This window comes from Microbacterium sp. Y356, assembly GCF_059445355.1.
Genome location: NZ_JCAIUE010000001.1, coordinates 2,547,928 through 2,573,236 on the forward strand (window position 1 = coordinate 2,547,928; position 25,309 = coordinate 2,573,236).

24 protein-coding genes are annotated in these 25,309 nt (G+C 65.3%); 13 read left to right on the forward strand and 11 right to left on the reverse strand.

Features of this window, described 5'->3' with window-relative positions; translation table 11 throughout:
* Positions 1-51: 51 nt before the first annotated feature.
* Positions 52-1,098, reverse strand: coding sequence for an LLM class flavin-dependent oxidoreductase (locus tag AC1C2Q_RS12220; protein ID WP_495450331.1), 1,047 nt, complete (start codon positions 1,096-1,098; stop codon positions 52-54).
* Between the two features lie 95 nt (positions 1,099-1,193).
* Here AC1C2Q_RS12220 and AC1C2Q_RS12225 point away from each other — a divergent pair, with 95 nt between their 5' ends.
* From AC1C2Q_RS12225 to AC1C2Q_RS12245, 5 genes are all read left to right on the forward strand, one after another.
* Positions 1,194-2,369 carry an ROK family transcriptional regulator gene (locus AC1C2Q_RS12225; RefSeq protein WP_495431367.1) on the forward strand — a complete coding sequence of 392 codons (1,176 nt, stop codon included), beginning with the start codon at positions 1,194-1,196 and terminating at the stop codon, positions 2,367-2,369.
* 90 nt (positions 2,370-2,459) lie between these two features.
* Positions 2,460-3,572, forward strand: coding sequence for an ABC transporter substrate-binding protein (locus AC1C2Q_RS12230; RefSeq protein WP_495431368.1), 1,113 nt, complete (start codon positions 2,460-2,462; stop codon positions 3,570-3,572).
* A gap of 75 nt (positions 3,573-3,647) precedes the next feature.
* The gene (locus AC1C2Q_RS12235; protein WP_495431369.1) at positions 3,648-4,466 is read left to right on the forward strand and encodes an ATP-binding cassette domain-containing protein; all 819 of its coding nucleotides are present in this window, start codon (positions 3,648-3,650) and stop codon (positions 4,464-4,466) included.
* A complete protein-coding gene (locus tag AC1C2Q_RS12240; RefSeq protein WP_495431370.1) occupies positions 4,463-5,731 on the forward strand; it encodes a sugar ABC transporter permease in 1,269 nt (422 codons plus the stop codon). The genes AC1C2Q_RS12235 and AC1C2Q_RS12240 overlap by 4 nt, the downstream gene beginning before the upstream one ends.
* Before the next feature lie 94 nt (positions 5,732-5,825).
* Positions 5,826-7,541, forward strand: coding sequence for a cation:proton antiporter (locus tag AC1C2Q_RS12245; protein WP_495431371.1), 1,716 nt, complete (start codon positions 5,826-5,828; stop codon positions 7,539-7,541).
* A 99-nt stretch (positions 7,542-7,640) separates the two neighbouring features.
* On the opposite strand, the gene AC1C2Q_RS12250 is transcribed toward AC1C2Q_RS12245, so the two are convergent.
* The 7 genes from AC1C2Q_RS12250 to AC1C2Q_RS12280 all read right to left on the reverse strand — a co-directional run bounded on the left by AC1C2Q_RS12250 (position 7,641) and on the right by AC1C2Q_RS12280 (position 11,693).
* A complete protein-coding gene (locus tag AC1C2Q_RS12250) occupies positions 7,641-7,847 on the reverse strand; it encodes a hypothetical protein (protein ID WP_495450332.1) in 207 nt (68 codons plus the stop codon).
* Positions 7,848-7,904: 57 nt separating this feature from the next.
* On the reverse strand, positions 7,905-8,339 hold the full coding sequence (locus tag AC1C2Q_RS12255; RefSeq protein ID WP_495450333.1) for a TA system VapC family ribonuclease toxin: 435 nt from the start codon (positions 8,337-8,339) through the stop codon (positions 7,905-7,907).
* Positions 8,336-8,581, reverse strand: a complete 246-nt coding sequence (locus AC1C2Q_RS12260; protein ID WP_495450334.1) for a CopG family transcriptional regulator — start codon at positions 8,579-8,581, stop codon at positions 8,336-8,338. Before AC1C2Q_RS12260 ends, AC1C2Q_RS12255 begins: the two co-directional genes overlap by 4 nt.
* Before the next feature lie 110 nt (positions 8,582-8,691).
* Positions 8,692-10,101: a dicarboxylate/amino acid:cation symporter gene (locus AC1C2Q_RS12265; protein WP_495450335.1), complete on the reverse strand. Its 1,410-nt coding sequence runs from the start codon at positions 10,099-10,101 to the stop codon at positions 8,692-8,694.
* 133 nt (positions 10,102-10,234) lie between these two features.
* On the reverse strand, positions 10,235-10,471 hold the full coding sequence (locus AC1C2Q_RS12270; RefSeq protein ID WP_495431374.1) for a helix-turn-helix domain-containing protein: 237 nt from the start codon (positions 10,469-10,471) through the stop codon (positions 10,235-10,237).
* Positions 10,468-11,070 carry a DUF2975 domain-containing protein gene (locus AC1C2Q_RS12275; RefSeq protein ID WP_495450336.1) on the reverse strand — a complete coding sequence of 201 codons (603 nt, stop codon included), beginning with the start codon at positions 11,068-11,070 and terminating at the stop codon, positions 10,468-10,470. The genes AC1C2Q_RS12270 and AC1C2Q_RS12275 overlap by 4 nt, the downstream gene beginning before the upstream one ends.
* Before the next feature lie 2 nt (positions 11,071-11,072).
* A complete protein-coding gene (locus AC1C2Q_RS12280) occupies positions 11,073-11,693 on the reverse strand; it encodes a hypothetical protein (RefSeq protein ID WP_495450337.1) in 621 nt (206 codons plus the stop codon).
* 230 nt (positions 11,694-11,923) lie between these two features.
* Between AC1C2Q_RS12280 and AC1C2Q_RS12285 the strand changes: the two genes are divergently transcribed.
* The gene (locus tag AC1C2Q_RS12285; protein ID WP_495431377.1) at positions 11,924-14,452 is read left to right on the forward strand and encodes an ATP-dependent Clp protease ATP-binding subunit; all 2,529 of its coding nucleotides are present in this window, start codon (positions 11,924-11,926) and stop codon (positions 14,450-14,452) included.
* Between the two features lie 194 nt (positions 14,453-14,646).
* Here AC1C2Q_RS12285 and AC1C2Q_RS12290 read toward each other — a convergent pair whose 3' ends face one another.
* On the reverse strand, positions 14,647-15,447 hold the full coding sequence (locus AC1C2Q_RS12290) for an SDR family oxidoreductase (protein ID WP_495450338.1): 801 nt from the start codon (positions 15,445-15,447) through the stop codon (positions 14,647-14,649).
* Entirely contained in the window at positions 15,444-15,971 is a 528-nt protein-coding gene (locus tag AC1C2Q_RS12295) for a MarR family winged helix-turn-helix transcriptional regulator (protein WP_495450339.1), read from the reverse strand. The genes AC1C2Q_RS12290 and AC1C2Q_RS12295 overlap by 4 nt, the downstream gene beginning before the upstream one ends.
* An 84-nt stretch (positions 15,972-16,055) precedes the next feature.
* Here AC1C2Q_RS12295 and AC1C2Q_RS12300 point away from each other — a divergent pair, with 84 nt between their 5' ends.
* From AC1C2Q_RS12300 to AC1C2Q_RS12310, 3 genes are all read left to right on the forward strand, one after another.
* The gene (locus AC1C2Q_RS12300; protein ID WP_495431380.1) at positions 16,056-16,556 is read left to right on the forward strand and encodes an amino-acid N-acetyltransferase; all 501 of its coding nucleotides are present in this window, start codon (positions 16,056-16,058) and stop codon (positions 16,554-16,556) included.
* Positions 16,556-17,233 (forward strand): hypothetical protein, encoded by a 678-nt coding sequence (locus tag AC1C2Q_RS12305; RefSeq protein ID WP_495431381.1) that lies wholly within the window; start codon positions 16,556-16,558, stop codon positions 17,231-17,233. The genes AC1C2Q_RS12300 and AC1C2Q_RS12305 overlap by 1 nt, the downstream gene beginning before the upstream one ends.
* Before the next feature lie 215 nt (positions 17,234-17,448).
* Entirely contained in the window at positions 17,449-17,865 is a 417-nt protein-coding gene (locus AC1C2Q_RS12310) for an SseB family protein (RefSeq protein ID WP_495450340.1), read from the forward strand.
* Between the two features lie 125 nt (positions 17,866-17,990).
* Here the strand turns inward: AC1C2Q_RS12310 and radA are convergent, their stop codons facing one another.
* Positions 17,991-19,373 carry a DNA repair protein RadA gene (gene radA / locus AC1C2Q_RS12315; RefSeq protein ID WP_495450341.1) on the reverse strand — a complete coding sequence of 461 codons (1,383 nt, stop codon included), beginning with the start codon at positions 19,371-19,373 and terminating at the stop codon, positions 17,991-17,993.
* A 153-nt stretch (positions 19,374-19,526) separates the two neighbouring features.
* On the opposite strand from radA, the gene AC1C2Q_RS12320 reads away from it, so the two are divergent.
* The 4 genes from AC1C2Q_RS12320 to cydC are packed head-to-tail and all read left to right on the forward strand — an operon-like array spanning position 19,527 to position 25,265.
* Positions 19,527-20,942, forward strand: a complete 1,416-nt coding sequence (locus AC1C2Q_RS12320; RefSeq protein WP_495450342.1) for a cytochrome ubiquinol oxidase subunit I — start codon at positions 19,527-19,529, stop codon at positions 20,940-20,942.
* Between the two features lie 14 nt (positions 20,943-20,956).
* Entirely contained in the window at positions 20,957-21,997 is a 1,041-nt protein-coding gene (gene cydB, locus AC1C2Q_RS12325) for a cytochrome d ubiquinol oxidase subunit II (RefSeq protein ID WP_495450343.1), read from the forward strand.
* The gene (cydD, locus tag AC1C2Q_RS12330) at positions 21,994-23,625 is read left to right on the forward strand and encodes a thiol reductant ABC exporter subunit CydD (protein ID WP_495450344.1); all 1,632 of its coding nucleotides are present in this window, start codon (positions 21,994-21,996) and stop codon (positions 23,623-23,625) included. Before cydB ends, cydD begins: the two co-directional genes overlap by 4 nt.
* Entirely contained in the window at positions 23,622-25,265 is a 1,644-nt protein-coding gene (gene cydC, locus AC1C2Q_RS12335; protein WP_495450345.1) for a thiol reductant ABC exporter subunit CydC, read from the forward strand. Before cydD ends, cydC begins: the two co-directional genes overlap by 4 nt.
* The last annotated feature ends 44 nt before the right edge of the window (positions 25,266-25,309 follow it).

Genomic DNA, 25,309 nt, shown 5'->3' on the forward strand with positions numbered 1-25,309 from the left:
TGACACCTGAGGCTCGAACGTCAGGATGGCGGACCCGGCCGGGCGCAGCCCTTACAGCGCTGCGGCGATGAGCTCCAGCGTCTGGGCGCGGCCGGCCGGGGAATCCTTGGGCTCGGCCTCGTAGACGCCGGCCACGGGGGAGATCATGACCTCGTCGACGCCGTACTTCGCGGCGAACTCGCGCGTCTCGGCGGCGACGGACTCGCCAGTGCCGACGAACCAGCGCGAACGCCCGGCCTGGACGGCCTGATCGGTGGCGGCATCCGGCGTCGCAGCAAGCGCCTCTTCCACGGTCTCGAGTGCGGTCAGAGGCTTGTTAAGGCGCAGCCGCGCCATCATCCGCAACTGCGGGAGTGCACGCGCCTCGGCCTCGGCGGCGGTCGGTGCGGCCACCACGTTGACGGTGAGGAAAGTGCGCGGCTCTGGATGCTCCTCGCTGGGCTGGTATCCGGTGCGGTACAGATCGAGAGCACGCTCGAGGCCCTGGCCGGAGAAGTGGTTTGCGAACACGTAGGGCAGACCATGGGATGCCGCGAGCTGAGCCGAGTAGTCGCTTGAGCCCAACAGCCAGATCTCGGGAGAGCTGGTCGCGGAAGGTGTGGCATGCACGGTGTACTCGCCGCCGGACGTGAAGCGCAGGGTCGCACCGTCGCCCGCGAGGAACGCGGCGATGTCCTGCACGTGGCGGGGGAACTGCTCGACATCGCTGGTGGTGCCGGAACCGCGCAGGAGCTGGGTGATCACCGGGTCGCTTCCTGGCGCACGGCCGAGGCCGAGGTCGATACGTCCTGGCGCGATGGCCTCGAGCGCAGCGAATTGTTCGGCGACGATGAGGGGCGCGTGGTTCGGCAGCATCACGCCGCCAGAGCCGAGTCGGATCTGCTTCGTGCGCCCGGCCGCGGCGGCGATCAGTACCGGAGGAGTGGTGGATGCCACCGCCGGCATGTTGTGGTGCTCGGCGAACCAGAAGCGGCGGTAGCCGAGCCGATCGGCGATCTCGGCGAGCGAGAGTGACGCTGCGATCGCCTCACTGCTGGTCTGGCCGGTGCGCACCGGGACGAGGTCGAGTACAGACAGGGCGGGGGCTATAGCAGTCATCCTTAGGTGCAACGCCTGGCGATCGTCCCACATTCCCCGCGTGGCAACCGCGTGATGACAGCGCGTGCGATGCCGACGCCGGGTAAGGTGACGTCGTGACATCACAAAGGCGTCCTCCAGGCTCGCAGGCTTCATTGCGTGAAGCCAACCGGCGTCGCGTCGTGGCTGCGATCAAGAAACAGGGGAGCCTGACGCAGGTCGAGCTCGCCGCGGTGACGGGGCTGTCAGCAGCATCCGTGTCGAACATCGTCAAGGAGCTCACCGCGGGTGGCGTCCTGCGCACGGCACCCAGCATTCGCAGCGGGCGCCGCGCCACATTGGTCTCCTTTGCCCGCGCTGTAGGTCTCGTTGCCGGTGTCCATGTCGCCGCACGGCATCTGCGCGTTGTGGTCGCCGACGTGAACGGCACGGTGCTCGGTGAGAATCACATGCCCTTGGCTCGTGATCACCGCGCCGACAACGAGCTCGATCGGGCATCGCTCCTGCTGGCCGACATCCTCTCGAATCTCGAATCCGGCATCGACGAGCTGCGCGGCGTTGGCATGGCGGTCTCGGCCCCGATCGATCGGGCATCGGGGCGTGTCGCGGGGCGGGGAATCCTGCGCGGCTGGACCGGAGTCGACATCGTTGAGGTCATGCACCGGCGACTGCGGCAGCCGATCTTCCTCGACAACGCCTCGAATCTCGCGACGCTCGCAGAGGCAAGGCTGGGTGCGGGGCGCGGTAAGCAGAACGTCATCTTCATCGATGCGGACGAGGGCATCGGCGCTGGTCTGCTCTTGGAAGGGCGGTTGCTGCGCGGCCACAATGGCACAGCAGGCGAGCTCGGCCATACTGTCATTCTCGAAGACGGTCCGCTGTGTCGATGCGGCAACAGAGGATGCTTGGAGGCCATCGCCGGTGGCCCGGCCATCCTCGAGGAGCTGGGCGACGTGGGTGGGATCACGAAGGTCGGCGATGTTGTCGTGCGAGCTATGGCGAACGACGACGCGTGCATCCGAGCGCTCGCCAGGGCAGGCCGCCACATCGGGCTGGCGGCAGGCAACCTGTGCAACCTCTTCGACCCAGAGCGGATAGTCGTTGGCGGAGACCTCGCGCGCGCCGGAGAGCTGCTGCTGGGGCCGATCCGGCTGGCGATGGAGAACACGGTGATCGTCAGCGGCGACGGCATACCGGACGTCGTGCAGGGGCAGCTCGGCACTGCGGCGGCCGCGCGAGGCGCTGCGGTGCTGGCGATCGATGAGACGAATGTGCGCGAATCGACTCTGTGAACGGATTGAGTTCAAGTCTTGACGCCAATGGCTGAATCCTGCCATGCTCGGTTGGTCGCCAGAGTGGTCGGCACAGCTATGGAGGTTTCGATGAAGAACACAACCAAGCGCGCGCTGGTGGCTGTTACCGCGCTCGCTCTTTCGGTGGGCATGCTCTCGGCATGCTCCAACGGCACACAGACCGGTGAGGACGCCCCCGCCGATACGGCGGATGCAACGGCCGCGACGATCGGGCTGCTGCTTCCCGACAATGTCACCGAGCGCTACGCGAGCGCCGACAAACCCTACTTTGAGGAGCGCGTTGCAGAGCTGTGCGCCGACTGCACGGTGTTGTTCGCCAACGCTGACGGCGACGCCGCCAAACAGCAGCAGCAGGCCGAGTCGATGCTCACCCAGGGTGTCGATGTGCTTGTGCTCGACCCCTTCGACGGCAAGGCCGCGGCCGCAATCGTCAATCAGGCCAAGGGCAAGGACGTCCCTGTGATCTCCTATGACCGCCTCATCGACAGCGCAGACGTGGCGTACTACGTCTCGTTCGACAATGAGAAGGTCGGCGAGCTGCAGGCGCAGGCGCTCGTGGACCGGATGAAAGAGCTCGGTCTCCCAGAGGACTCCGGGATCATCATGGTCAACGGATCGCCAACCGACCCCAACGCCGCACAGTTCAAGAAGGGCGCGCACAGCGTCATCGACGCATCCGGGCTGACGGTGCTCGCCGAGTACGACACCCCAGGATGGGAACCGCCGAAGGCGCAGGATTGGGTTGCCGGCCAGGTGACGAAGTTCGGTAACAAGATCACCGGCGTGTACGACGCCAATGACGACACCGCGGGCGGTGCGATCGCCGCGCTGAAGGCGGGCGGCGTTACCCCGCTCCCGCCTATCACCGGTCAGGATGCTGCTCTGTCCGGCCTCCAGCGCATCCTCTCCGGAGACCAGTACATGACGGTGTACAAGACCTTCAAGCCCGAGGCTTACAAGGCCGCCGAGTTGGCCGTCGCGCTCACCGAAGGCGAGTCACCGAAGGCCGATACTGCCGTGGATACCGACAGCGGTGACTCGATCCCGTCATTCCTGCTGACGCCGGTCGCAGTCACAGTGGACAACATCAAGGACACAGTCGTCGCCGACGGGCTGTACACCGTCGACCAGATCTGCACTGCGGAGTACGCTGACGCCTGCGCCGAGCACGGTTTGAAGTGACCCGCCTCTCTTAACGGCTCGACCCGCGGTGCCGGCATCTCGCCGGCACCGCGGCCTCACAGCGAAGGAATCTCCGTGGCACTAGCATCCGATCTTGACGAACAGCATGACGCCGTACGCGAGCCGGTCCTGTCGATCCGAGGCATTTCCAAGGGATTCGGCGCCGTCAGGGCGCTGACCGACATTGACCTCGACGTGTACCCGGGTGAGGTCGTCGCCCTGGTTGGCGACAACGGCGCCGGCAAGTCCACCCTCGTGAAGATCCTCGCCGGGGTTCACCCCGCCGACAGTGGCACCATCACCTTCAACGGCACGCCAGCGGCGATCCCATCGCCGACCGCGTCGCGCGAACTGGGCATCGCCACGGTCTTCCAAGATCTCGCGCTCTGCGACAACCTCGACGTCGTCGCCAACTTGTTCCTCGGGCGTGAACGCGGCACCGCCACTCTCGACGAAGAGCTGATGGAGCAGCAGGCGTGGGACCTGCTGCGTCAGCTTTCGGCAAAGATTCCTTCGGTGCGAATCGCCGTGGCATCTCTGTCGGGCGGTCAGCGACAGACCGTCGCCATCGCCCGTTCGCTGATCGGCGAACCTCGCATCGTCATCTTGGACGAGCCCACTGCGGCGCTGGGGGTGGCCCAGACCGCTGAGGTGCTCAACCTCGTCGAGCGACTGCGTGAGCGTGGGCTCGGCGTCATCCTCATCAGCCACAACATGGCCGATGTGCAGGCAGTCGCCGACCGCGTGCTCGTGCTCAGGCTCGGCCGCAACAACGGCATCTTCCGCACCGCCGATGTCAGCTACGAGGACATCGTCGCCGCGATCACCGGCGCCACAGACAACCCGGTCAGCACCCGCGCGGCGTCGCGCATCGACGAGGAGGACGCTCGATGAGTACACCGCAGCCAGTGAAGGACAATTCCATGCCCACCACCAGTGCCCTCGACCTGCAGGACGAACGGCTGGTACGCGGAGACGGCATCCGCGGTGCGGCCGCCGCATTCGGCACCCGTGTCCGCACCGGCGATCTGGGCTCTCTGCCGATCTTCCTCGGGCTGGTGGTCATCTGGGTTGTTTTCCAGCTGCTGAACCCGAACTTCCTCGCGGCCGACAACCTCGTCAACCTCACTCTGCAGTGCGCGGCGGGGGGAACCATCGCGCTGGGTGTGGTCGTGGTGCTCCTGGTCGCCCAGATCGACCTGTCGATCGGCTCGCTGAGTGGACTGGCCTCGGCCATCCTCGGTGTCACCTTTGTGAACATGAACTGGCCGATCTGGGCGGCGATCCTGCTCGCCATCGCCGTGGGAGCACTGATCGGATTCCTCTACGGGTTCCTTTTCACCCGGTTCGGAGTCCCCACGTTCGTGGTCACGCTGGCAGGTCTTCTCGGCTTCCTCGGTTTGCAGCTGTGGGTTCTCGGGCCCACCGGCACGATCAATCTGCCGTACTCATCGTGGTTGGTGCAGTTCGCGACTTCCTGGTTCCTGCCACCGTGGCTGGCCTATCTCATCGCCGGGGTTGCCGTCGTCGGGATCGTGCTGAGCGACCTCGCACGCGCACGCCGGAGAGTGAAGGCGGGGCTGTCGACAGGGCCGGTGTCACTCATCGTCATCAAGGCCGTGATCATTGCCGTCGTCGCTGTCGCCGCCATTGCCTACCTGGCGACCGACCGCGGCGTCGGCGTCATGTTCCTGACGTTCATCGTGTTCGTCGCCGTGATGGCAACTCTGCTCACACGCACGCGCTGGGGGCGCTGGATCTACGCGGTTGGTGGCAACGTCGAGGCGGCCCGACGTGCCGGCATCAACGTCAAGGCCATCTACATCTCAGCGCTCATGGTGGGCACAGTGCTCGCAACGGTGGGCGGGCTGATGGCGGCGGCGCGGCTGACTGCGGCGAGCATCTCCAGTGGCGGCGGAACGACGAACCTCATTGCGATCGCAGCGGCGGTCATCGGAGGTACGAGTCTGTTCGGCGGACGAGGCTCGGCATGGTCGGCCCTGCTGGGCATCTTCGTGATCATGTCGATCCAGAACGGTTTGACGCTTCTGAGCCTCGACTCGTCCGTGCAGTTCATGGTCACCGGTGCCGTGCTGCTGCTCGCCGTCATCATCGACTCGTTGTCACGGAAGTCGCGGGCTCTACACGGACAATCCTGACGTCCTAGGCACCTTTGGTGTCTGAGGAGATTCGCGTTCGTCGGCGCTCGCGCTCCCTCGGCCCGAGCCGCAGGTGGGGGGATACTCTTTTCGGATGGATGCCACGCTCTTCTACGTGCTCGTCGGTGCCGTCGTCGTGGCTGCGTTCGCGCGCTGGCGGGGGTGGCCTGCACCTCTGCTGGTCACGGTCGTGGCGCTCGCGGCATCCTTTCTGCCGTTCATTCCAGAATTGGAACTCGATGGACATCTGCTGCTGAACCTTGTTCTGCCGCCGTTGTTGTATTCCGCAGCCCTCGATGTCTCATTCGTCGGATTCAAGCGCAGCTTGCCGCAGATTCGCCGACTGGGCATCTGGCTGGTACTGCTGACCGCGGTCGTCGTCGGCCTGGTCGCGTGGCTCATCCTGCCGGCTCTGACGTTGCCGGGCGCCCTGCTGCTTGGCGCGATCGTCGCCCCGCCGGATGCCGTGTCTGCTGCCGCCATCGGTCGAAAGCTCGGACTTCCGAGGCGCATCATGACGGTGCTGTCAGGGGAGAGCCTGATCAACGATGCCACCTCGCTGACGCTGTTTCGCGTGTTCGCGGCGATCATCGCCGGGCAAGCGCTGACGGTGTGGGACGGAATCTGGCAGTTCGTGCTGGCAGTCGTGATTGGTGTGATCGTCGGCCTGGTCTTCGGCGTTGTCCTGCACCAGCTGCGCATGCGTGTCGCCGACCCTGTCGTGATCGGCACGTTCGGGCTTCTGGTGCCATTTGGTGCTTATGCGATCGCCGAGCACCTTGGTGGATCCGGCGTACTCGCGGTCGTGGCCATGGGGCTATATGTCGGCTTCAACGCTCCGCGCACCGACTACACGACGAGGCAGCAGGAGGCGCCGCTGTGGCTGTCGGCCGATCTGCTGCTGGAGAGCTTCGTCTTCGCCTACATCGGGTTGCTGTTCCGTCGCGTGTTGAGCGATCTGGGGTCGGAGTCGGTGGCGCACATTCTTCTGCTCTCCGGCGCCGTGCTGCTCACCGTGCTGCTGGTGCGTCCGCTGTATATCTACCCGGCGCACGCATTCGCGCGGTGGCAGCAGCGGGTGCGACTCAGGCGCTGGGAGCGCGCGGTCACGGCCGGGAGGTTCGAGCAGAAACAGCGCACAAGGCCAGGGCGTCAGCCGATCACTGCCGAGCAGATGAAGAAGCGATTGACCGAGCCGGAGCTGAGCTGGAAGGACAACGCAATCATCTCTTGGGCGGGGATGCGGGGTGTGGTGACTCTGGCGACCGCGCTCGCAGCGGCTGACCTGGCAGCGCTTGACGAGAAGTCTTCGCACGCCATCGTGGTCGTCGCGTTCATCGTTACCGTGGCGACCCTGCTGTTGCAGGGGCTGACACTGCCGTTGCTGATCAAACGGTTGGGCATCGCGAGTGATGTCGATCACGCGGAGGATGCCAGGGCGATTGCCGTGGTGCGAAAGCGCAGCCGCGAGGCGGGTCTGGCGTTCCTCGACAAGAAACGTGCGGAATGGGCGACGAAGTATGGGCCGTCCGAGATGAAGGCGTTCGACGTGTTCACGAGGCGAATGTCAAGAGTCGAGACAGAGACCGAACAGATTCAGGTGGTCGAGGATGCCGCGAGGCGCCCGACCTATGACGATCTCACGGCCTTGATGAAGGGCTGGCTGCACGTGCGACGCGAGGTGCTGCTGGCTGAGCGCGACGCCGACAACCTCGACGAAGAGGTGATGCGTGAGCTGATGGCCGCGATCGACGCCGAGGAACTCGCCCTCGACACGAGGGGTGCGACCCGGCCGCAGTCGCGGGCGTAGCATCCTTCCCTCGCCGGCGCCCCTGGTTCTCGCCGAGGCCTCCCGTTACAGACGTCTGTATCGCGGGGCGTCGGCGGCAGGGCGGGGCGTCGGTGCAGCTCAGCGCCGATTACGCGGATGCTCCTTAGCAGCACGTTCGTTTCCGTGCTTGTAGTTGCCGGTCCAGCGGGCCATGGCGCCCTGCGGATCAGAAACGACGGCTTCGAGGAACTCCGCGGCCCGAGCGCCGCGCAAGACGGTCGCCTGTCGTCCGTGGTGAGTAATCACCACACTGCCGTCCGCGCGCACCTGAAAATCGAAGCCCATGACCGAGAGTCTTTCAGTGGCCGGTGACGGCCGCCAGTGCAGGCCGGTACCTGGTGCTCAGATGGCGAGACCGGGATCGAACGTCTGTAGCCCGGGGAATCTGGCGAATCCGCGGTCGCGCGTCGCCAGGCGTGCACGGTTCGCGAGACAGAGCGCTGCGATGTACGTGTCGGGCACGAGGTTGCCGCGGATACCGGAATCCTGTGCGGCCAACGATTCGAGCTGCGCCCACGAGGTTGCACCCGTGGTTAGCCATTGGGTCTTCGGTGCATCCACAAGACGATGGGTGAACTCGAGCGCAGCGGAGATTGGCGCGGGTGCACTGGTGATCCGCGGATGAGTGACGATGCGGAGGAACCCACTGAGGATCACATCTGAGACACCCAGAGGATCACGCGTGAGGGAGGCGTTCAACCATCCCGCGTATCGGTCGTGCTCGGGAGCGTCCTCGCGAAATGCGTAGACGAGGATGTTCACATCCGGAACGATCACTGCGCTGCTACTCCGTCGAGAACATCCCAAAGTGCATCATGGTCATCAATATCGACGAGGAAACGTGACGTGCGCCGATCGCCGAACGTCGGGAGCGGCTCCGCTTGCATCGCGGTTTCCTGCTTCGCCAGCCGATCGCGTAGAGCCTCCTCGATGAAGCTCGTCAGGGTTCGGCCTTCCGCGGCAGCGCGCGCCTTTGCTTCGGCGGCGAGCGCCTCAGACAGGTTCAATGTAGTGCGCATGCAGATGAGCATACTCCTTGACGCAGATGTATGCGCCCCTGGGTGCATGCGGCAGAAACGACAAGGGGGACGGATGCCGAAGCATCCGTCCCCCTTCGTCGGGCGGTGCGTCAGCGTGCGGCGACCGGCTCGGCTTCCTGCTCTTCTGTCGAGTCGGTCGAGTCATCCGCGAACGGGAGTCCCTCACGGTCGGCGTTGTACAGCTCCACGTCGAGGATGCCTTCACGCTTCGCGACGATCGTGGGCACGAGTGCCTGACCGGCGACGTTCACGGCTGTGCGGCCCATGTCGAGGATCGGGTCGATCGCGAGCAGCAGGCCGACACCCTCGAGCGGCAGTCCGAGGGTGGACAGCGTGAGCGTGAGCATCACCGTGGCACCGGTGGTGCCGGCGGTGGCCGCAGAACCGACGACCGAGACGAGCACGATCAGCAGGTACTGGACGAAGTTCAGCTCAATGCCGAAGAACTGCGCGACGAAGATCGCGGCGATCGCCGGGTAGATCGCGGCGCATCCGTCCATTTTGGTCGTGACGCCGAACGGCACGGCGAAGGAGGCATACGAACTGGGTACGCCGAGGTTGCGCTCGGTGACGCGCTCGGTGAGCGGCAGCGTGCCGATCGACGAGCGGCTGACGAACCCGAGCTGCACCGCAGGCCAGACGCCGGTGAAGTACTGCTTGATCGACAGGCCGTGAACCCTGATCAGCACCGGGTAGACGACGAAGATCACCAGGGCGAGACCGATGTAGACGGCGGCGGCGAACCACGCGAGCGAGGCGAGCTTCTCCCAGCCATACTTGATCACCGCGGAGCCGATGAGGCCAAACGTCCCGATCGGCGCGATGCGGATGATCCACCACACCACGCGCTGGATGACCTTCAGCAGCGACTCGGTGAAGGCGAGGAAGGGCTCGGCCTTCTTGCCGGCCTTGAGCGCGGCGATGCCGATGACGGCGGCGACGACGATGACCTGCAGGATGTTGAAGTTGACATTGGATGCCACAGCGCCCGACTCGGGGTCCAGTGAGCTGCTGACGCCGAGGCCGAGGAAGTTCTGCGGGATGAGGCCGAGGAGGAAGTTCCACCACGTGCCGACGGTGTAGGGCTCGCTGGGCGTGAGGCCGTCGCCGGCGCGCGCACCCGGCTGGATGACCAGGCCGAGCACGATTCCGATGGTCACGGCGATGAACGCGGTGATCGCGAACCAAAGGAGGGTCTGGCCGGCGAGGCGTGCGGCGTTCTGCACGCGGCGCAGATTCGAGATGCTGGCGACGATCGCGGTGAAGATCAACGGGACGACAGCCGCACGAAGCAGCGTGACGTACGAGCTGCCGATCGTATCGAGTGTGGCGGAGAGGCCGTTCGGGTTCTCCGCGGTGGCGCCGAGGTTGCGCCCGATGAGCCCGGCGATGACGCCGAGGACGAGGGCCGCGAGGATCTGAAAGCCGAACGAAGTCAGGAGCTTCCTGGCGGGGCTGCGGGTGTCTGGCGCTTTCGGGGCGCGTGTGGTGCTGCTCATTGAGACTCCAAGTCGAAGCGCGCTGCTGTGCGCGCGGGATGAGTCAACGCTAGGAGTTTGTCGGTGAGATGGGGCGGAGATGACGCCGGATGACGGAGGGAGAGGGGTTTGTGATCCTGGCGTTGCCCCAGACTCAATCCTGAGGCGTCACCACAAGCAACTCCCCAACCTCACATCCGAGCGCGTCACAGATGGCGCGAAGTGTCGAGTACCTGATCGCCCGCGCGCGGTCGTTCTTGAGCACCGAGAGGTTGACGATGCTCACCCCGACCCGAGCGCTCAGTTCGGTGAGCGTCATCCCGCGCTCGGTGAGCAGTTCGTCGAGGCGGCAGTGGATGCCAGTCTCCTCCTCTTCTGCCGCGGGAGTCATACCAGGCCCTCCGCGTCCTTCTGCAGCGCCGTGCCACGGCGGAACACGATCACAAGCACACCGACGGCCAACGCGGTACCGAAAAGGGGCAACTGTTCGAAGAAGAGCTCTTGCCCCCCACGGAAATCTCCACCCGCCGCGGCGAACACGCCATTGAGGCCCATCGTGCGAAAGGACATTGCACAGAGCGCTGCGACGGTCAGCAGGATCGATATCGCTGACAGCAGGCGTATGTTGGCGCGATCGAAAACAGTGCCGCGTAGCAACCGGACGCACAAGATGCTCGCCAGCACTGTGGCTGCGATCAGCCCTATTGCCGCCAGAACGATGCCCAAGAGTAGGCACGCAACACTGGCCAAGCTCACATCGTGAACCGTCAGCAGTGCCGAATCGACGATGGCGGGTGTGCCGCCTCCGATCTCGGCAATGATTGGCTGCTGCGGCATCGGAGTACGTGCCGTGATCGCACCAGGTTCCGAGAACAGCTCCACGATGTTTCGGATGCCGTTGTACAACACGAATCCGGTGGCGATCAGACACGCGGCGATGCCGTAGAGCAGATCATTGCGATAGCGGCTGAGGTCGTTGATGCGGGCCATCGTCACACCAGTCCCGCCGTCTCACGCTGCAGGCGTTGACCCACCTCGAAAGCCGTCGCCACGAGCCCCAAGGCGATGCCCCAGCCGATCGACGCAGGGTTCAACTGGTATAGGAACATCCAGAATCCACTGGTGTCTGCGCCGGATGCCGCGATCTGCTCAACCGCCTGGGCGCGAGCGATCGCACCGAACAGCGGAGCGATCATCCCCGTCACGACGAGCGCGAACGCCGCCGTCGCCAGCACCGGAACCATCGACCGCCGAAACGCCTGTTGCCGAATCAGCGACAGCCCCAACCACCACAGTGACATGCACACGATCACTGTCGCCAGAGCGGGAAGGGTGACCTCTGCGAACAAAAGCCAGCGCGTACCGGCATCCAGAGTCTCAAATGAGACCAACGACTGCGTGTACTCCGCCGCGGCGATGCCGCCGACATCCGCAAGCGAAGTCATCTGCGCACCGTCGACCGGCAGACTCACGGAAACTGGTGACCCGAAGATCTCGATGCCCGCGCCGATAGCACCGACGATGGATGCGATCCCGATGCTCACGGCACCGGTCGCGACCAGGCCGAGGACTACCGCCTCGCTGGATGACGGGCGTCTGTTGCGATTACTCATGAGTACCTCGTATCGACATTCGTTATTATCGCTTTTCGTTAACATAACGATTCTCGATAACCTGGTCAACCCCTGCTCCGGCATCCGGTCCTCAACGGGTGTCCTGCGGTACTTTCGCCCGTCACGCGGCTATGCCGACGGCGAACACGGGCATACCAGCCCTGTGCGGTCGTTACTCTCGATGTACAGGCGCTTGCCGCGTCTTCGCCCCGTGCGAATAAGGAGTCAACATGTTCGAGAGATTCACGGACCGAGCCCGTCGTGTGGTTGTCCTCGCCCAAGAAGAGGCGAAGATGCTCAACCACAACTACATCGGAACCGAGCACATCCTGCTCGGTCTCATCCACGAGGGTGAGGGCGTCGCCGCCAAGGCGCTCGAAAGTCTTGGCATCTCCCTCGACGCTGTGCGCGAGCAGGTGCAGGACATCATCGGTCAGGGTCAGCAGCAGCCGACCGGCCACATCCCCTTCACGCCCCGTGCGAAGAAGGTGCTCGAGCTGAGCCTGCGCGAAGCGCTGCAGCTCGGCCACAACTACATCGGAACCGAGCACATCCTGCTCGGTCTCATCCGCGAGGGCGAGGGCGTCGCCGCTCAGGTGCTCGTCAAGCTCGGCGCTGACCTGAACAAGGTGCGCCAGCAGGTCATCCAACTGCTCTCCGGTGCCCCTGGGCGCGAGCCTGCCGCTGTCGGCGCGCAGACCAACGACTCGTCCAGCGGTACGCAGGCAGGTTCGGCGGTGCTCGACCAGTTCGGTCGCAACCTCACCCAGGCCGCCCGCGACGGCAAGCTCGACCCGGTCATCGGGCGCGAGAAGGAAGCCGAGCGGGTCATGCAGATCCTCTCGCGCCGCTCCAAGAACAACCCCGTCCTGATCGGTGAACCGGGCGTCGGCAAGACCGCCGTCGTCGAAGGACTCGCTCAGGCCATCGTCAAGGGCGATGTCCCAGAGACGCTGAAGGACAAGCAGCTCTACTCGCTCGACCTCGGCTCGCTCATCGCCGGTTCCCGCTACCGCGGTGACTTCGAAGAGCGTCTGAAGAAGGTCACCAAGGAGATCCGCACACGCGGCGACATCATCGTCTTCATAGATGAGATCCACACCCTGGTGGGTGCCGGTGCCGCCGAGGGCGCGATCGACGCGGCCAGCATCCTGAAGCCGCTCCTTGCCCGTGGCGAGCTGCAGACGATCGGTGCCACCACGCTCGACGAGTACCGCAAGCACTTCGAGAAGGATGCCGCGCTTGAGCGCCGCTTCCAGTCGGTGCAGGTCAGCGAGCCGACGCTGCCGCACACGATCAACATCCTCAAGGGACTGCGCGACCGTTACGAGGCTCACCACAAGGTGCAGATCACCGATGGTGCGATCGTCGCCGCCGCAAACCTCGCCGACCGTTACGTCAGCGACCGGTTCCTTCCGGACAAGGCCATCGACCTGATCGATGAGGCTGGTGCACGCCTGCGCCTCAGCATCCTCTCCTCGCCTCCCGAGCTTCGTGAGTTCGACGAGAAGATCGCTAAGGTCCGCGAGCAGAAGGAAGAAGCCTCAGAAGAGCAGGACTTCGAGAAGGCAGCATCGCTGCGCGACGAGGAGAAGAGTCTTCTCGCCGAGCGTCTGCGCCTCGAGAAGCAGTGGCGCTCCGGCGACGTCGCGACTCACGCAGTCGTCGACGAGGGTCTGATCGCTGAGGTTCTTGCTCAGGCGACCGGCATCCCGGTGTTCAAGCTCACCGAAGAGGAGTCCAGCCGACTCGTCTTCATGGAGAAGGCACTGCACCAGCGCGTCGTCGGACAGGAAGAGGCCATCGCGGCACTCTCCCGCACGATTCGCCGCCAGCGTGCAGGGCTCAAGGACCCGAAGCGTCCCTCCGGCTCGTTCATCTTCGCCGGCCCCACCGGTGTCGGAAAGACTGAGCTCGCCAAGGCGCTGGCCGAGTTCCTGTTCGACGATGAGAATGCGCTCATCTCGCTCGACATGAGCGAGTTCGGTGAGAAGCACACCGTGTCGCGGCTGTTCGGTGCCCCTCCAGGGTTCGTCGGCTTCGAAGAGGGTGGCCAGCTCACCGAGAAGGTGCGCCGCAAGCCGTTCTCCGTCGTGCTGTTCGACGAGATCGAGAAGGCTCACCCCGACATCTTCAACTCGCTGTTGCAGATTCTCGAGGAGGGTCGCCTCACCGACGGCCAGGGTCGGATCGTGGACTTCAAGAACACGGTCATCATCATGACGACGAACCTCGGATCGTCCGCGATCGCCGGTGGCCCCGTCGGCTTCCAGGTCGAGGGCAACGCGCAGACCAGCTACGAGCGGATGAAGGGCAAGGTCGACGAAGAGCTCAAGCGCCACTTCAAGCCCGAGTTCCTCAACCGTGTCGATGACGTTATCGTCTTCCCGCAGCTGTCGAAGCTCGAGCTCGTGCAGATCGTGGATCTGTTCACCAAGCGCCTCAGCGAGCGTCTGCTCGACCGTGACATGACGATCGAGCTGTCGCAGACGGCCAAGGAACGCCTCATCGAGATCGGGTTCGACCCGGCCCTCGGTGCACGCCCGTTGCGTCGTGCGATGCAGCGTGAGATCGAGGACCACCTGTCCGAGCGCATCTTGCACGGTGAGCTCAACTCCGGCGACCACGTCAAGGTGGACACCGCAGACGGCAAGTTCACGTTTGAGACCGCCCCTCGTGGGGAGCGCGTCGCAGTCGGCATCAACACGGGCGGCGCGATCACCGCGACTCCCGACCTGGCGGCCGCTTCGGGCGAGTAACCCTCATATGAAGAAGGGCGGATGCTTCGGCATCCGCCCTTCTTCGTGCCCGGCCGGTACACCTGCACGCCCCGGCGACACCTGCACGCCCCGGCGACACGTGCACGACCCGGCGACACCTGCACGACGAAACAGCAGTATTCGTCGTGCGTCCGTCTCTGGGTCGTGCAGGTGTACCGCGGCGGTCAGGGCAGTCAGGCCTTGTCGGCCCACGACCAGACGTCGTCGCCGCGCAGCGACACTTCGGCGCCGCCGTCGTCGTAGATGACCTGACCGGCGAGGTGGGTGTTCTCGATGCTGGTGAGCCAGATCAGCAGGTTCGCGATCGACTCTGGCGGCTGGTGGTAGTTCAGTGGCATCGGCACGTTCGCGTCGACCATCGCCCGGCCCTCTTCGGTCTCGAGCAGCTTCTGCGTCATCGGGGTGAGAACGGTGCCGGGTGCGACCGCGTTCAGCGGGATGCCGTTGCCGGCCCACTCGGGCGAGATCGACTGGCGGCGCACCCAACGAGACAGGGCGCGCTTCGATGACGGATAGACGAGGTACCCAACGCGTGGCCCTTGGGCCGTGAGCTCCTCGGCGATCTTCAGTGCGGCAGCCTCGTCGCCGGCGAGAGCGGCATCGACCATCGCGGCCGAGTGATTCTGCAACGATGCCATTGACGACACGACGGCAGCGCGCGGGGCAGCGGACTTGACCAGCGCCGGACGCAACTGTTCGAGCAGTTCGGTGACACCGAAGTAGTTCACCGAGATCGTCAGGGGGATCGGTGCCGAGATTCCCGCACACGCGATCACGCCGTCGATGATGCCGCCGGCGAGTTCGATCGCGCGTGTCGCGGCATCCGTGCGCCCGGCAGCGGTCGACAGATCGGCCTCGACGTCGGCGTTCTTCAAATCGATGCCGATCACGCGCTCGCCGCGGTCACGCAGCAGTTGCGCTGTGGTCGCTCCGATGCCGGACGCTGATCCGGTAACGACAAAGGTGCGGGTCATGGTTTTCCTCCATTTCGCGACCGTGGGTTCGATCGCTCGTGTCCGGCTGCGGGTTCGCGTCCGGATGATTCGGTGTGGCCGCCCAGCGCGTCGACGAAGCGACCGAACTGCGTGCTGAACTGGGCGGCTTCATCGCCGGACCAGTCGGCGATGGCCTCCTGCATCATCTCCACGCCGCGCCCGACAAGCCGCTGATGAGCGAGCGAGCCTGCGGAGGAGAGGCGGATGACGGTGCCCCTACGATCGTCGGGATCCGCGTCTCGGTCGATGAGCCCTGCGCGCTCCAGGCGCGCGAGCTGCTTGCTCATCGTCGGCCGGGTGACGTGGAGTGAGGCGGCAAGGTCACCGGCACGTGAGGCGCCGCGAAGCCCGAGCATGTACAGCGGAGCGATGTCGATCGGATCGATCACGACGTGTGCCTCGGCGGCGACGGTGGCCTGAGTGTTGGTCGACGACCAGCGGGCCATGAGGTGCGTGAGGGATGCCAGCAGGACTGCTTCGGTGGTTGCCGGCTCAGTGCTCATGGAATCACTCTACTCTTTTAGTTGCCTGAGGCAACCATCAGGTGAATCCGAGGTGAGGGAGCGGGGCGAGTTTAGGCTGGAGGCGTGAACGAGTACACCGTCCGCCCGGCGCGCAGCGCCGACGTCCTCGGCATCCACCATCTGCTGGAGCCGCTGGTCGAGCGACGCATCCTGCTCGGCAAGGATCTCGCGGTGCTTTACGGCGCAGTGCAGGAGTTCATCGTCGCCGAGAAAGACGGCGAACTCATCGGATGTGGCGCGCTCCACGTGATGTGGGAAGACCTCGGAGAGGTGCGCACACTGATCGTGCGCGACGACTGGCTGCACCACGGCGTCGGGCGTGCAATCGTCGAAGGCCTCGAGGTGCGTGCACGTGAGCTCGGTCTCAGCCGACTCTTCTGCCTCACGTTCGAGACCTCCTTCTTCACCAGCCGAGGATTCGCGCCGATCGGTGAGCAGATCGTCGACCCCGACGTGTACTCGCAACTGCTGCGCAGCCCGGACGAGGGTGTCGCTGAGTTCCTTGATCTTGCTCACGTGAAGCCGAACACTCTCGGGAACATGCGGATGCTGAAGAACCTGTGATGGCTGATCGTCGCAGAAATCGCGCCAAATATCGGCGTCGTCGCCTCGCCGTGTTCCTTGGCCTGATCGTGCTGCTCGCCGCGCTGGCTGTCGGGGCGTGGCTCGTCATCGCGCAGCCCTGGGCGGATGCCACCGCGCAGCCCACCTCGACACCGAAGCCGTCAGCGACGGATGCGCAGACGGAGACACCCGCGCCAGAGGCAACGGACGAGGAATCGCCGTCTCCGCAGCCGAGCGCGGAGCCCACCGCCGAGGAGACGCCGGGGATTGCGCCGTGTCAGGCCGGGGACATCACCGTCGAAGCCGTCACGAATGCCGAGACGTATCCGGCGGGTTCGCTACCGGAGTTCTCGATCCTGCTGACGAATAAAAGCTCCGAGGATTGTTCGATCGATGTCGGCTCCGCCACGCAAGCGTTCATCGTCACCAGCGGCAGCGACCAGTGGTGGGACTCGCGGCACTGCCAGGAGAACCCCAGCAGCATGGTTGTGACTCTCGCTGCCGGCCAATCGGTGCCCAGCGGTTCGCCCGTCATCTGGGATCGCACACGCTCTGATGTGGGCACCTGCGCCCAGGAGAACCGCCCACGCGCGCCCGGCGGCGGAGCGTCGTACCATCTCACTGTCTCCATCGGCGGGTTCGAAAGTGTGACAACTACGCAGTTCCTGCTGTACTGAGTCCAGAATGACTGGTCCGAAGGCAGACACTTCGCGATCTTTGGGATACCATTGAATTGATTCTCGGGATAATTCGGTGTCAGCCATCCCCAGTGGCGTCGTATTCAGCGTCCCCAGCGCTTCGACAATTCACCGATCGAGAATCCGAGGGCCCTTTCGAGTACCCCAGTCCCCACTGGACGACTCGAGAGGGCCCCAATCTTTAAACTGGGTACATGACAGCGAAGAAATCGAAGTCCGCGAGTAAGAAGCCGGCACCCGAAGAGTTCCGCTCCGAGGCCCTCGCGCAGGCGCTCGAGAAGCAAGACATGGCAGCAGTCGCCCTCGCCCTGCGCAACGGCAATACTGTGGTGCCGCTGCTCTCAGCTGGCGCACGCGACAACCCGCTTGACGGCGGGGAGGTGTGGACATTCCGTGATCCGGCATCCGGAAACGTCGCACTATTGCTCTTCAGCGATGCGAAGAACAAGCCAGCGAACCTGCCGCCTGGCGTCGGGATCTATTCGCCGGCGTGGTTGCACAAGTTCCTGACCACGCATCGCGAGACGATCACCACGGTGTTCCTCGACATCGCGGGACCGCACCCGATGCAGGCCCCGCCGGAGGAACTGCTGAAGGCGCTCGAAGCCTGATCCGTTCTTGCGGGCGTGGCGGGCGTCCGCCCGTCGACCGCCGGGCCACCGCCAGCCATCGCCGGGCGTCCGCCGGCCATCGCCGGGCTTCCCCCAGCCAATGGCCAGCGACGCCGGGCGACAGCTCAGAACGGCGGGATGTCGTCTTCCCGACGCGGCTTCGCAGGATGAGCAGACCGGCTGCGCGACTTGACGTCGTTCAGCGCGGCGTCGAGAGTGCCAGAGCGCTCGTCGATGACCTGCTCATAACCGAGCCTCGTGGCCTCTGACCGGCGCTGCGCTGCCTGCGTGACCGCACGCACCTCTCCCGCGAGGCTGAGCTCGCCGACTGCCGCGACTGTGCGTGGCACCGAGAACTGCCGGATCGAACCGGCGACGGCGATCGCGATCGCGAGGTCGGCCGCAGGTTCGGTGAATCGCACGCCGCCGACGGTCGAGACGTAGACGTCGAGCTTTCCGGTCGGGATGCCGCCGCGTTTCTCGAGGATCGCTAGCACCATGGCCACGCGCGCCGAGTCGAGGCCGGACACTACCCGGCGCGGATTCGGCGCGGTCGAGTCCACGGTCAGCGCCTGCACCTCGACGGGCAGTGCGCGGCGACCCTCCATTGCGATCGCGACGCAGGTGCCTGGCTCGGTGGACCCGTGGCCGAGGAACAGGCCGCTCGGATCAGGAACCTCGGCGATGCCCGATCCGGTCATCTCGAAGCATCCGACCTCGTCAGTCGGGCCGAAACGGTTCTTCAGTGCGCGGATGAACCGCAGCGCTGTCTGGCGGTCGCCCTCGAAATGGCAGACGACGTCGACCAGGTGCTCGAGAATGCGGGGACCGGCGACCTGCCCGTCCTTCGTGACATGTCCGACGAGGATGATCGGCAGGCTGCGTTCTTTCGCGACTCGAATCAGAGTCGCAGCGACCTCGCGTACCTGGCTGGGCTGGCCTGCCGCGCCGTCAGACAGCGAGGATGACACGGTCTGCACCGAGTCGACGATGACGAGTTGTGGCTTCACTTCATCGATGTGCCCGAGGATCGTCGCGAGATCGGTCTCGGCGGCCAGGTACAGCTCGTCGTGCAGGGCCCCGGTGCGCTCGGCGCGCAGTCGCACCTGAGCCTGCGATTCCTCGGCGCTGGCGTACAGCACCCGTCGTCCGCCGCGTGCGGCTTGTGCTGCGACCTCGAGCAGCAGGGTCGACTTGCCGACTCCTGGCTCGCCGCTGAGCAGGATCGCTGCCCCCGGCACGATTCCGCCGCCGAGCACACGATCGAACTCACCGACCCCACTGGAGCGGCGGGGCGTATCGGCCGTGCTGATCTGGGTGATGGGACGCGCGGCGCGATCGGCAGCAGGAGCGAGCGGAGTCATCTGCCTGAGGATGCCCGTCTTCGCAGCCTGTTCTTGCACCGTGCCCCACTGCTGGCACTCGCCGCAGCGGCCGACCCACTTCGATGTCGACCATCCGCATTCGGTGCAGACGAAAGCGGGGGGTGCGGGTTTGCGGGTGGCCATACGACAAGGCTATCGACCGCATCCGACATCACTATCGCCAAAGGGCCCATTCCGGCCAGGTGACGCACAGTCGCTCGAGATAATGAATGAGGGCGCATCGCGGCGGATCGGCCAGACAATATCTGGTCAGAGTTCGAGTGAAGGAGTCGTGTCATGGAGTGGTTGGATCCACTGGTTCTGGCGAGATGGCAGTTCGGTCTGACGACCATCTACCACTACCTCTTCGTGCCGCTGACGATAGGCATGGCGCTGTCAGCCGCGATCTTCCAGACGGCTTGGGTGCGGACGGCGAAAATCCACTATCTGCACCTGACGCGGTTCTTCGGGAAAATCTTCCTCATCAACTTCGCGATGGGCGTCGTCACCGGAATCGTGCAGGAGTTCCAGTTCGGCATGAACTGGTCGGATTACTCCCGCTTCGTCGGTGACGTGTTCGGCGCTCCGCTCGCGTTCGAGGGGCTGCTCGCGTTCTTCTTCGAAGCGACTTTCATCGGCCTGTGGATCTTCGGATGGGACAAGCTGTCCAAGAGGCTGCACCTGGCCACAATCTGGTGCGTCGCGATCGGCAGCATCCTGTCGGCATATTTCATCATCGCCGCCAACGCGTTCATGCAGAACCCGGTCGGCTATGTGTACAACCCTGAGACCAACCGTGCCGAACTCGTCGATATCTGGGCTCTGCTGACGAACCCGGTCGCCCTCGCCGCCTTCCCGCACACAATCTTCGGCGCGTTCATGTTCGCCGCCGGTGTCATCATTTCGGTCTCGGCGTGGCACCTCATGCGCGGCCAGCACATCGACACGATGCGGGTCTCGCTGAAGTTCGGGCTGTGGGGGATGCTCGTCTCCACCGCCGGAGTGGCCCTCTCGGGCGACCAGCTGGGTCTCGCGATGTACGTGGCGCAGCCGATGAAGATGGCCGCCGCCGAGGCGACGTTCAACACCGTCTGCGGGGCGGATGCCTCATTCAGCCTGTTCACGCTCGGAACACCGGATGGCAGTTCGGAGCTGTTCTCGCTCCGGGTGCCCTATCTGCTGTCACTGTTGTCGACGCACACCCTCGACGCGTGCGTGCACGGCATCAACGATCTCAACGCCGAATATGCCGTGCAGTTCGCCGACAGTGGCATCACGAACTTCGCTCCGGTGCTGTGGATCACCTATTGGGCATTCCGCTGGATGATCGGCCTGGGCATGCTGCACGCTCTCATCGCACTCGCCGGGCTCTGGTTCACTCGCAAGAATGCCAAGAACCCGCCCGCGAAGTGGATGTGGAAGATCGCGATCTGGTCATACCCGCTCGCGCTGCTGGCCAACATCGTCGGCTGGGTCTTTACCGAGATGGGGCGCCAACCCTGGCTCGTGTTCGGCTTGATGACCACCCGAGACGGCGTCTCTCCTGGCACGTCGGGTCTAGAAGTGCTGATATCGCTGATCGCTTTCACTGCGATCTACGCGGCGCTCGCCGTGGTCGAAGTTCGCCTCATCATCAGGGCGGCGCAGAAGGGTCCTGACACCGCCGAGCAACCGGATGACGAGACGGCCCAGCTGCCGTCGGTCGTGTACTGAGGAAGGACGCGGAAATGGATCTCGCAACGCTCTGGTTCGGCATCATCGCCTTCCTCTTCGTCGGCTACTTCGTGCTTGACGGCTTCGACTTCGGGGTCGGAATGTCGCTGCCCTTCCTCGGTAAGGACGACGTCTCGCGCCGGCAGGTGATCAACACGATCGGCCCGGTCTGGGATCTCAATGAGACGTGGCTCATCGTCGCAGGCGCCTGCCTGTTCGCATCCTTCCCGGAGTGGTACGCCTCGCTGTTCAGCGGCTTCTACCTGGCGCTGCTGCTCATCCTGCTGACCCTCATCCTGCGCGGCGTCTCATTCGAGTATCGCCACCAGCGCGAGAGCGCCCGCTGGAAAGCGGGATTCGACCGGATGATCGTGATCGGCTCGGCCGTGCCTGCGTTCCTGTGGGGCGTCGCCTTCGCAAACATCGTGCAGGGCGTGCCGCTGGATGAGAACCACATCATGCAGGGGACGCTGCTCACTCTGCTGAACCCGTACGGACTGCTCGGTGGGCTCACCACACTGCTGTTGTTCTTCACCCACGGGGTGACCTTCGTGGCGCTCAAGACGGACGGTCAGCTGCGGACGGATGCTCGTCGCCTAGCCTTCCGCGCAGGACTGCTGACCCTGGTCGTCGCTGCGGCGTTCCTGGTCTGGACCGTGGCCGCGCACTTCTCGCTCGTGGTGCTCGTGCTGGCTGCGCTCGCCGCGGTGTCGCTGATGATGTCCATCGTTTCCAATGCGCGGGGACGCGAGGGTTGGGCATTCACCTTCGGGGCGGCGACCACACTGTTCGCAGTCGTCACGCTGTTCGCGGCGCTGTTCCCGAATGTGCTGCCGTCGACGATCGACCCGGCTTTCAGCCTCACGATTGAGAACGCGTCGAGCTCGCAGTACACGCTGACGATCATGAGCTGGACGGCATTGTTCGCCATGCCGCTGGTGCTGCTCTATCAGGGCTGGACCTACTGGGTGTTCCGCAAGCGCGTGACCCGCGCCTCGATCGAGGGGTCGTCGATCGAAGGGACCGCGTTCGACGGGGATCCGGCGCACGCGTGAAACCCGTCGATCCGAGGCTGCTGAGGTACGCCGGCGCCGCGCGGGGGTTCTTCGCCCTCGCAGCGTTCATCGGTGTGCTTCAGACCGTCGTCGTCATTGCCTTCGCTTGGTTTCTGACGGATGCCATCACGGGGGCTCTCGCAGACCGTTCTATCGGTAGTTCGCTGATCTGGCTGCTCGCACTGGCGCTGGTGCGTGGCGGTCTGATCGCCGCCTCGGATGCCGCAGGTTCTGCGGCCGCGGCGAAGACCGGGATGCAGCTGCGCTCGGCGTTGATCGGCGCCGTCGGGCGGTTGGGGCCAGGTTGGCTGGCGACTCGCAACCAGGCATCGTTGGCGGTGACCGCTGGCCACGGGCTCGAAGCTCTGGACACCTACTTCGCCCGCTACGTGCCGCAGCTCGTGCTGACTGTGATCGCGACGCCGGTACTGGTTCTCGTGATGTGGTGGTTCGACTGGCCGAGCGGTCTGATCGCGACCATCACGCTCCCACTCATCCCGCTGTTCCTCATCCTCATCGGCATGGCGACGCGCACCGTGCAGCGGAAGCAATGGCAGACGCTGCAGCACCTGGCTGCGCGCTTCGCCGACACAGTGCAGGGGCTTGCCACGCTGCGGCTCTTCGGACGCGAGCGGCGCGCGGCCTCCCAGATCGAAGTCACGGCCGAGAAGTATCGCCGCGAAACGATGAAGGTGCTGCGGTTCTCGTTCCTCTCAGGCTTCGCGATGGAGTTGCTGGCGTCGCTCGCAGTCGCGCTGATTGCTGTGACGGTGGGGTTCCGGCTGCTGGCAGGAGACATGCCGCTCGAAGTGGGGCTGTTCGTGCTGCTGCTGGCGCCGGAGGCGTTCCTGCCGATTCGCCAGGTTGGAGTGCAGTTCCACGCCGCGTCAGAGGGAGTCGCGGCGACCGAGGACATCTTCGAGGTGCTGGATGAGGCGGGCGCCGTCCATAACTTCGCAAAGAAGGCTGCGGATGGGGCGGAAACGGCCTCCGACGGCCGGATCACGGCCGGTTTTGCGAAGTTGTGCGCAAACGACCTCCGTGTCCGCGACCTCCCACCCGTCTCATTCACTGCTTTGCCCGGCACGATCACGCTGATCGAGGGGCCGAGCGGCGCGGGCAAGTCCAGCGTGCTGGCCGCTCTGCGCGGCGCTGCAGCGTTTGAAGGCTCAGCGGTGTTCTCAGGCGAGGACGTCGGTGCTCTCTCGCCGGCCGACTGGCTCGCCTGGGCAGGGCAGACGCCGGGGCTGATCCAGGGCACGATCGCATCGAACGTGGCTCTGGGCGATCCGGACCCCTCGGCCGCCGGGGTCCGGGAGGCACTCGATGACGCGTGCGCTGGCGATCTCGATCCGGCGCAGGAACTAGGCATACAAGGGAGCGGCCTGTCGGGCGGCCAGGCGCAGCGCGTCGCCGTCGCGCGAGCGTTGTATCGGCACGCCGCTGACCCCGTGCGCGTGCTGATGCTGGACGAGCCCTCGAGTGCGCTGGATGCCGACACCGAGGCCCGCCTGTGGCAGTCGCTGCGCGAGCGGGCGGATGCCGGGGCCACGATCCTGCTCGTCTCGCACCGCCGCTCCGCGCGGGAGATTGCGGATCAAGTCGTAGCGCTGGGGGTGAGGGTGTGAAGGTCAGCGATGTCTTGCGCCTCGCGCAGCCTCCGGTGCGGCGGTTCCTGCCAGGGCTCATCTGGGGTGTGCTGTCGGCCGGGGCCGCGGTGTCGCTGCTCGCGGTGAGCGGATGGCTGATCATCAGCGCCTCGATCGTCGACTCTCTGGTGCCGTTATCTATCGCGGTCGTCGGAGTGCGGTTCTTCGCTGTGTCGCGGGCGGTGTTCCGGTATCTCGAGCGGTTGTCCGGGCATGATGCCGCGCTGCGTCAGCTCGCCAGCACGCGCTCTGACATGGTGCGCAGGCTCATCCCGCTTTCGCCCGCAGGGCTTGGCAACACTGACCGCGGACAGGTGCTGTCGGCGCTCGTCGATGATGTGGAGAATCTGCAGAACCTGCCGCTGCGTGTGGTGCAGCCGCTCGCGGTGGCAACGGTCGTCGCGGTCGGAGCGGTGGGCTTCATCGCGTTCATCTCGCCACCCGCGGCACTCACGCTTGCCGCCTGTCTGGCGATCGCGGCACTCGTCGCGATCGGGCTCGGCTGGGTGTTCGGATCTCGTGCCGAAGAGCATGTGTCTCTGCAGCGGGCGGAGCTCTCCGCATCCCTCGTCGACTACTTCGGCAGCCTCGACGTGCTGTTGGCGTACGGAGCGGAACCGCAAGCGCGGAACCGCATCGAGCATGCTGACGCTGCCCTTCGCCGCACTGTGACCCGTGCTTCGCTGGCGCAGGCGATCGCAGCAGGCGTTGTCTCGGTGCTCGCGGGCGTCGCGTCGGTGTGGGCGGTCGCAGCGGCATCCCCGGGGCTGGTGACCGGGACGATCGATGGCCCATGGCTAGCGGTCGTCGTGCTCGTGCCGATGGTCGTGTTCGAGGTCTTCGGCGCGGTGCCGATCGCGGCGTCATCCTGGCGGAGCGTGCGCTCGAGCGCACAGCGCGTCGTCGACGTGCTGCCGTCCTCGATTCCTGCGGAGCTGCGGACGGATGCCGGAACAGACGAGGCGCCGGCCGGTACAGCTCTGCGCCTGCGCGATGTGCGGGCGTCGTGGCCCGGTGGTGCGCCGACTTTGCGCGGGGTGTCGCTGGATCTCGGTGCGGGGGAGCGCGTGCTCCTCAGCGGACCGAGCGGCGCGGGTAAGAGCTCGTTGGCGTCAGTGTTGGTCGGATTCTTGCGGTCAGAGGGCGAGTACACGATCGGCGGGACGGATGCCTCGGCGCTGTCAGGGCCCGCGCTTCGACGCATCGTCGGGCTGTGCGAGCAGAGCCCGCAGTTGTTCGATGAGGACATCCGGCAGAACCTGCTGTTCGCCCGCGACACGGCGACGGATGACGACCTTCTCGCCGTCCTTGACCGAGTGGGCCTCAGCGGCTGGACACAGGAGCGAGGCGGACTGGATGCGCGCGTCGGCGACCGCGGTTCGCTGGTCTCCGGTGGGCAGGCGCAGCGGATCTCGCTGGCGCGGGCGCTGCTGCGCGGGTTCCCGGTGCTCGTACTGGATGAGCCGACCGCCGGGGTTGATCCGGAGGCATCCGAGACACTGCTTCGCGATCTGCTCTCCGCGGCAGGGGAGCAGGCGGTGCTGCTGATCTCGCATGTCGATCCGCCTGTAGGCACCGTCGATCGCGTCGTGCGGATCGAGGCAGGGCGCACTTTTTGACGAGTGTGTGCGGGGAGGTGTCGCACTTTGCCGCTCGGCCACAG

Bases quoted from the DNA above. Each gene is read 5' to 3' on its own strand.
- AC1C2Q_RS12220 (WP_495450331.1), bottom strand. From the start codon at position 1,098: ATGACTGCTATAGCCCCCGCCCTGTCTGTACTCGACCTCGTCCCGGTG.
- AC1C2Q_RS12230 (WP_495431368.1), top strand. From the start codon at position 2,460: ATGAAGAACACAACCAAGCGCGCGCTGGTGGCTGTTACCGCGCTCGCT.
- AC1C2Q_RS12240 (WP_495431370.1), top strand. From the start codon at position 4,463: ATGAGTACACCGCAGCCAGTGAAGGACAATTCCATGCCCACCACCAGT.
- AC1C2Q_RS12245 (WP_495431371.1), top strand. From the start codon at position 5,826: ATGGATGCCACGCTCTTCTACGTGCTCGTCGGTGCCGTCGTCGTGGCT.
- AC1C2Q_RS12250 (WP_495450332.1), bottom strand. From the start codon at position 7,847: ATGGGCTTCGATTTTCAGGTGCGCGCGGACGGCAGTGTGGTGATTACT.
- AC1C2Q_RS12260 (WP_495450334.1), bottom strand. From the start codon at position 8,581: ATGCGCACTACATTGAACCTGTCTGAGGCGCTCGCCGCCGAAGCAAAG.
- AC1C2Q_RS12265 (WP_495450335.1), bottom strand. From the start codon at position 10,101: ATGAGCAGCACCACACGCGCCCCGAAAGCGCCAGACACCCGCAGCCCC.
- AC1C2Q_RS12270 (WP_495431374.1), bottom strand. From the start codon at position 10,471: ATGACTCCCGCGGCAGAAGAGGAGGAGACTGGCATCCACTGCCGCCTC.
- AC1C2Q_RS12275 (WP_495450336.1), bottom strand. From the start codon at position 11,070: ATGGCCCGCATCAACGACCTCAGCCGCTATCGCAATGATCTGCTCTAC.
- AC1C2Q_RS12280 (WP_495450337.1), bottom strand. From the start codon at position 11,693: ATGAGTAATCGCAACAGACGCCCGTCATCCAGCGAGGCGGTAGTCCTC.
- AC1C2Q_RS12285 (WP_495431377.1), top strand. From the start codon at position 11,924: ATGTTCGAGAGATTCACGGACCGAGCCCGTCGTGTGGTTGTCCTCGCC.
- AC1C2Q_RS12290 (WP_495450338.1), bottom strand. From the start codon at position 15,447: ATGACCCGCACCTTTGTCGTTACCGGATCAGCGTCCGGCATCGGAGCG.
- AC1C2Q_RS12295 (WP_495450339.1), bottom strand. From the start codon at position 15,971: ATGAGCACTGAGCCGGCAACCACCGAAGCAGTCCTGCTGGCATCCCTC.
- AC1C2Q_RS12305 (WP_495431381.1), top strand. From the start codon at position 16,556: ATGGCTGATCGTCGCAGAAATCGCGCCAAATATCGGCGTCGTCGCCTC.
- AC1C2Q_RS12310 (WP_495450340.1), top strand. From the start codon at position 17,449: ATGACAGCGAAGAAATCGAAGTCCGCGAGTAAGAAGCCGGCACCCGAA.
- radA (WP_495450341.1), bottom strand. From the start codon at position 19,373: ATGGCCACCCGCAAACCCGCACCCCCCGCTTTCGTCTGCACCGAATGC.
- AC1C2Q_RS12320 (WP_495450342.1), top strand. From the start codon at position 19,527: ATGGAGTGGTTGGATCCACTGGTTCTGGCGAGATGGCAGTTCGGTCTG.
- cydB (WP_495450343.1), top strand. From the start codon at position 20,957: ATGGATCTCGCAACGCTCTGGTTCGGCATCATCGCCTTCCTCTTCGTC.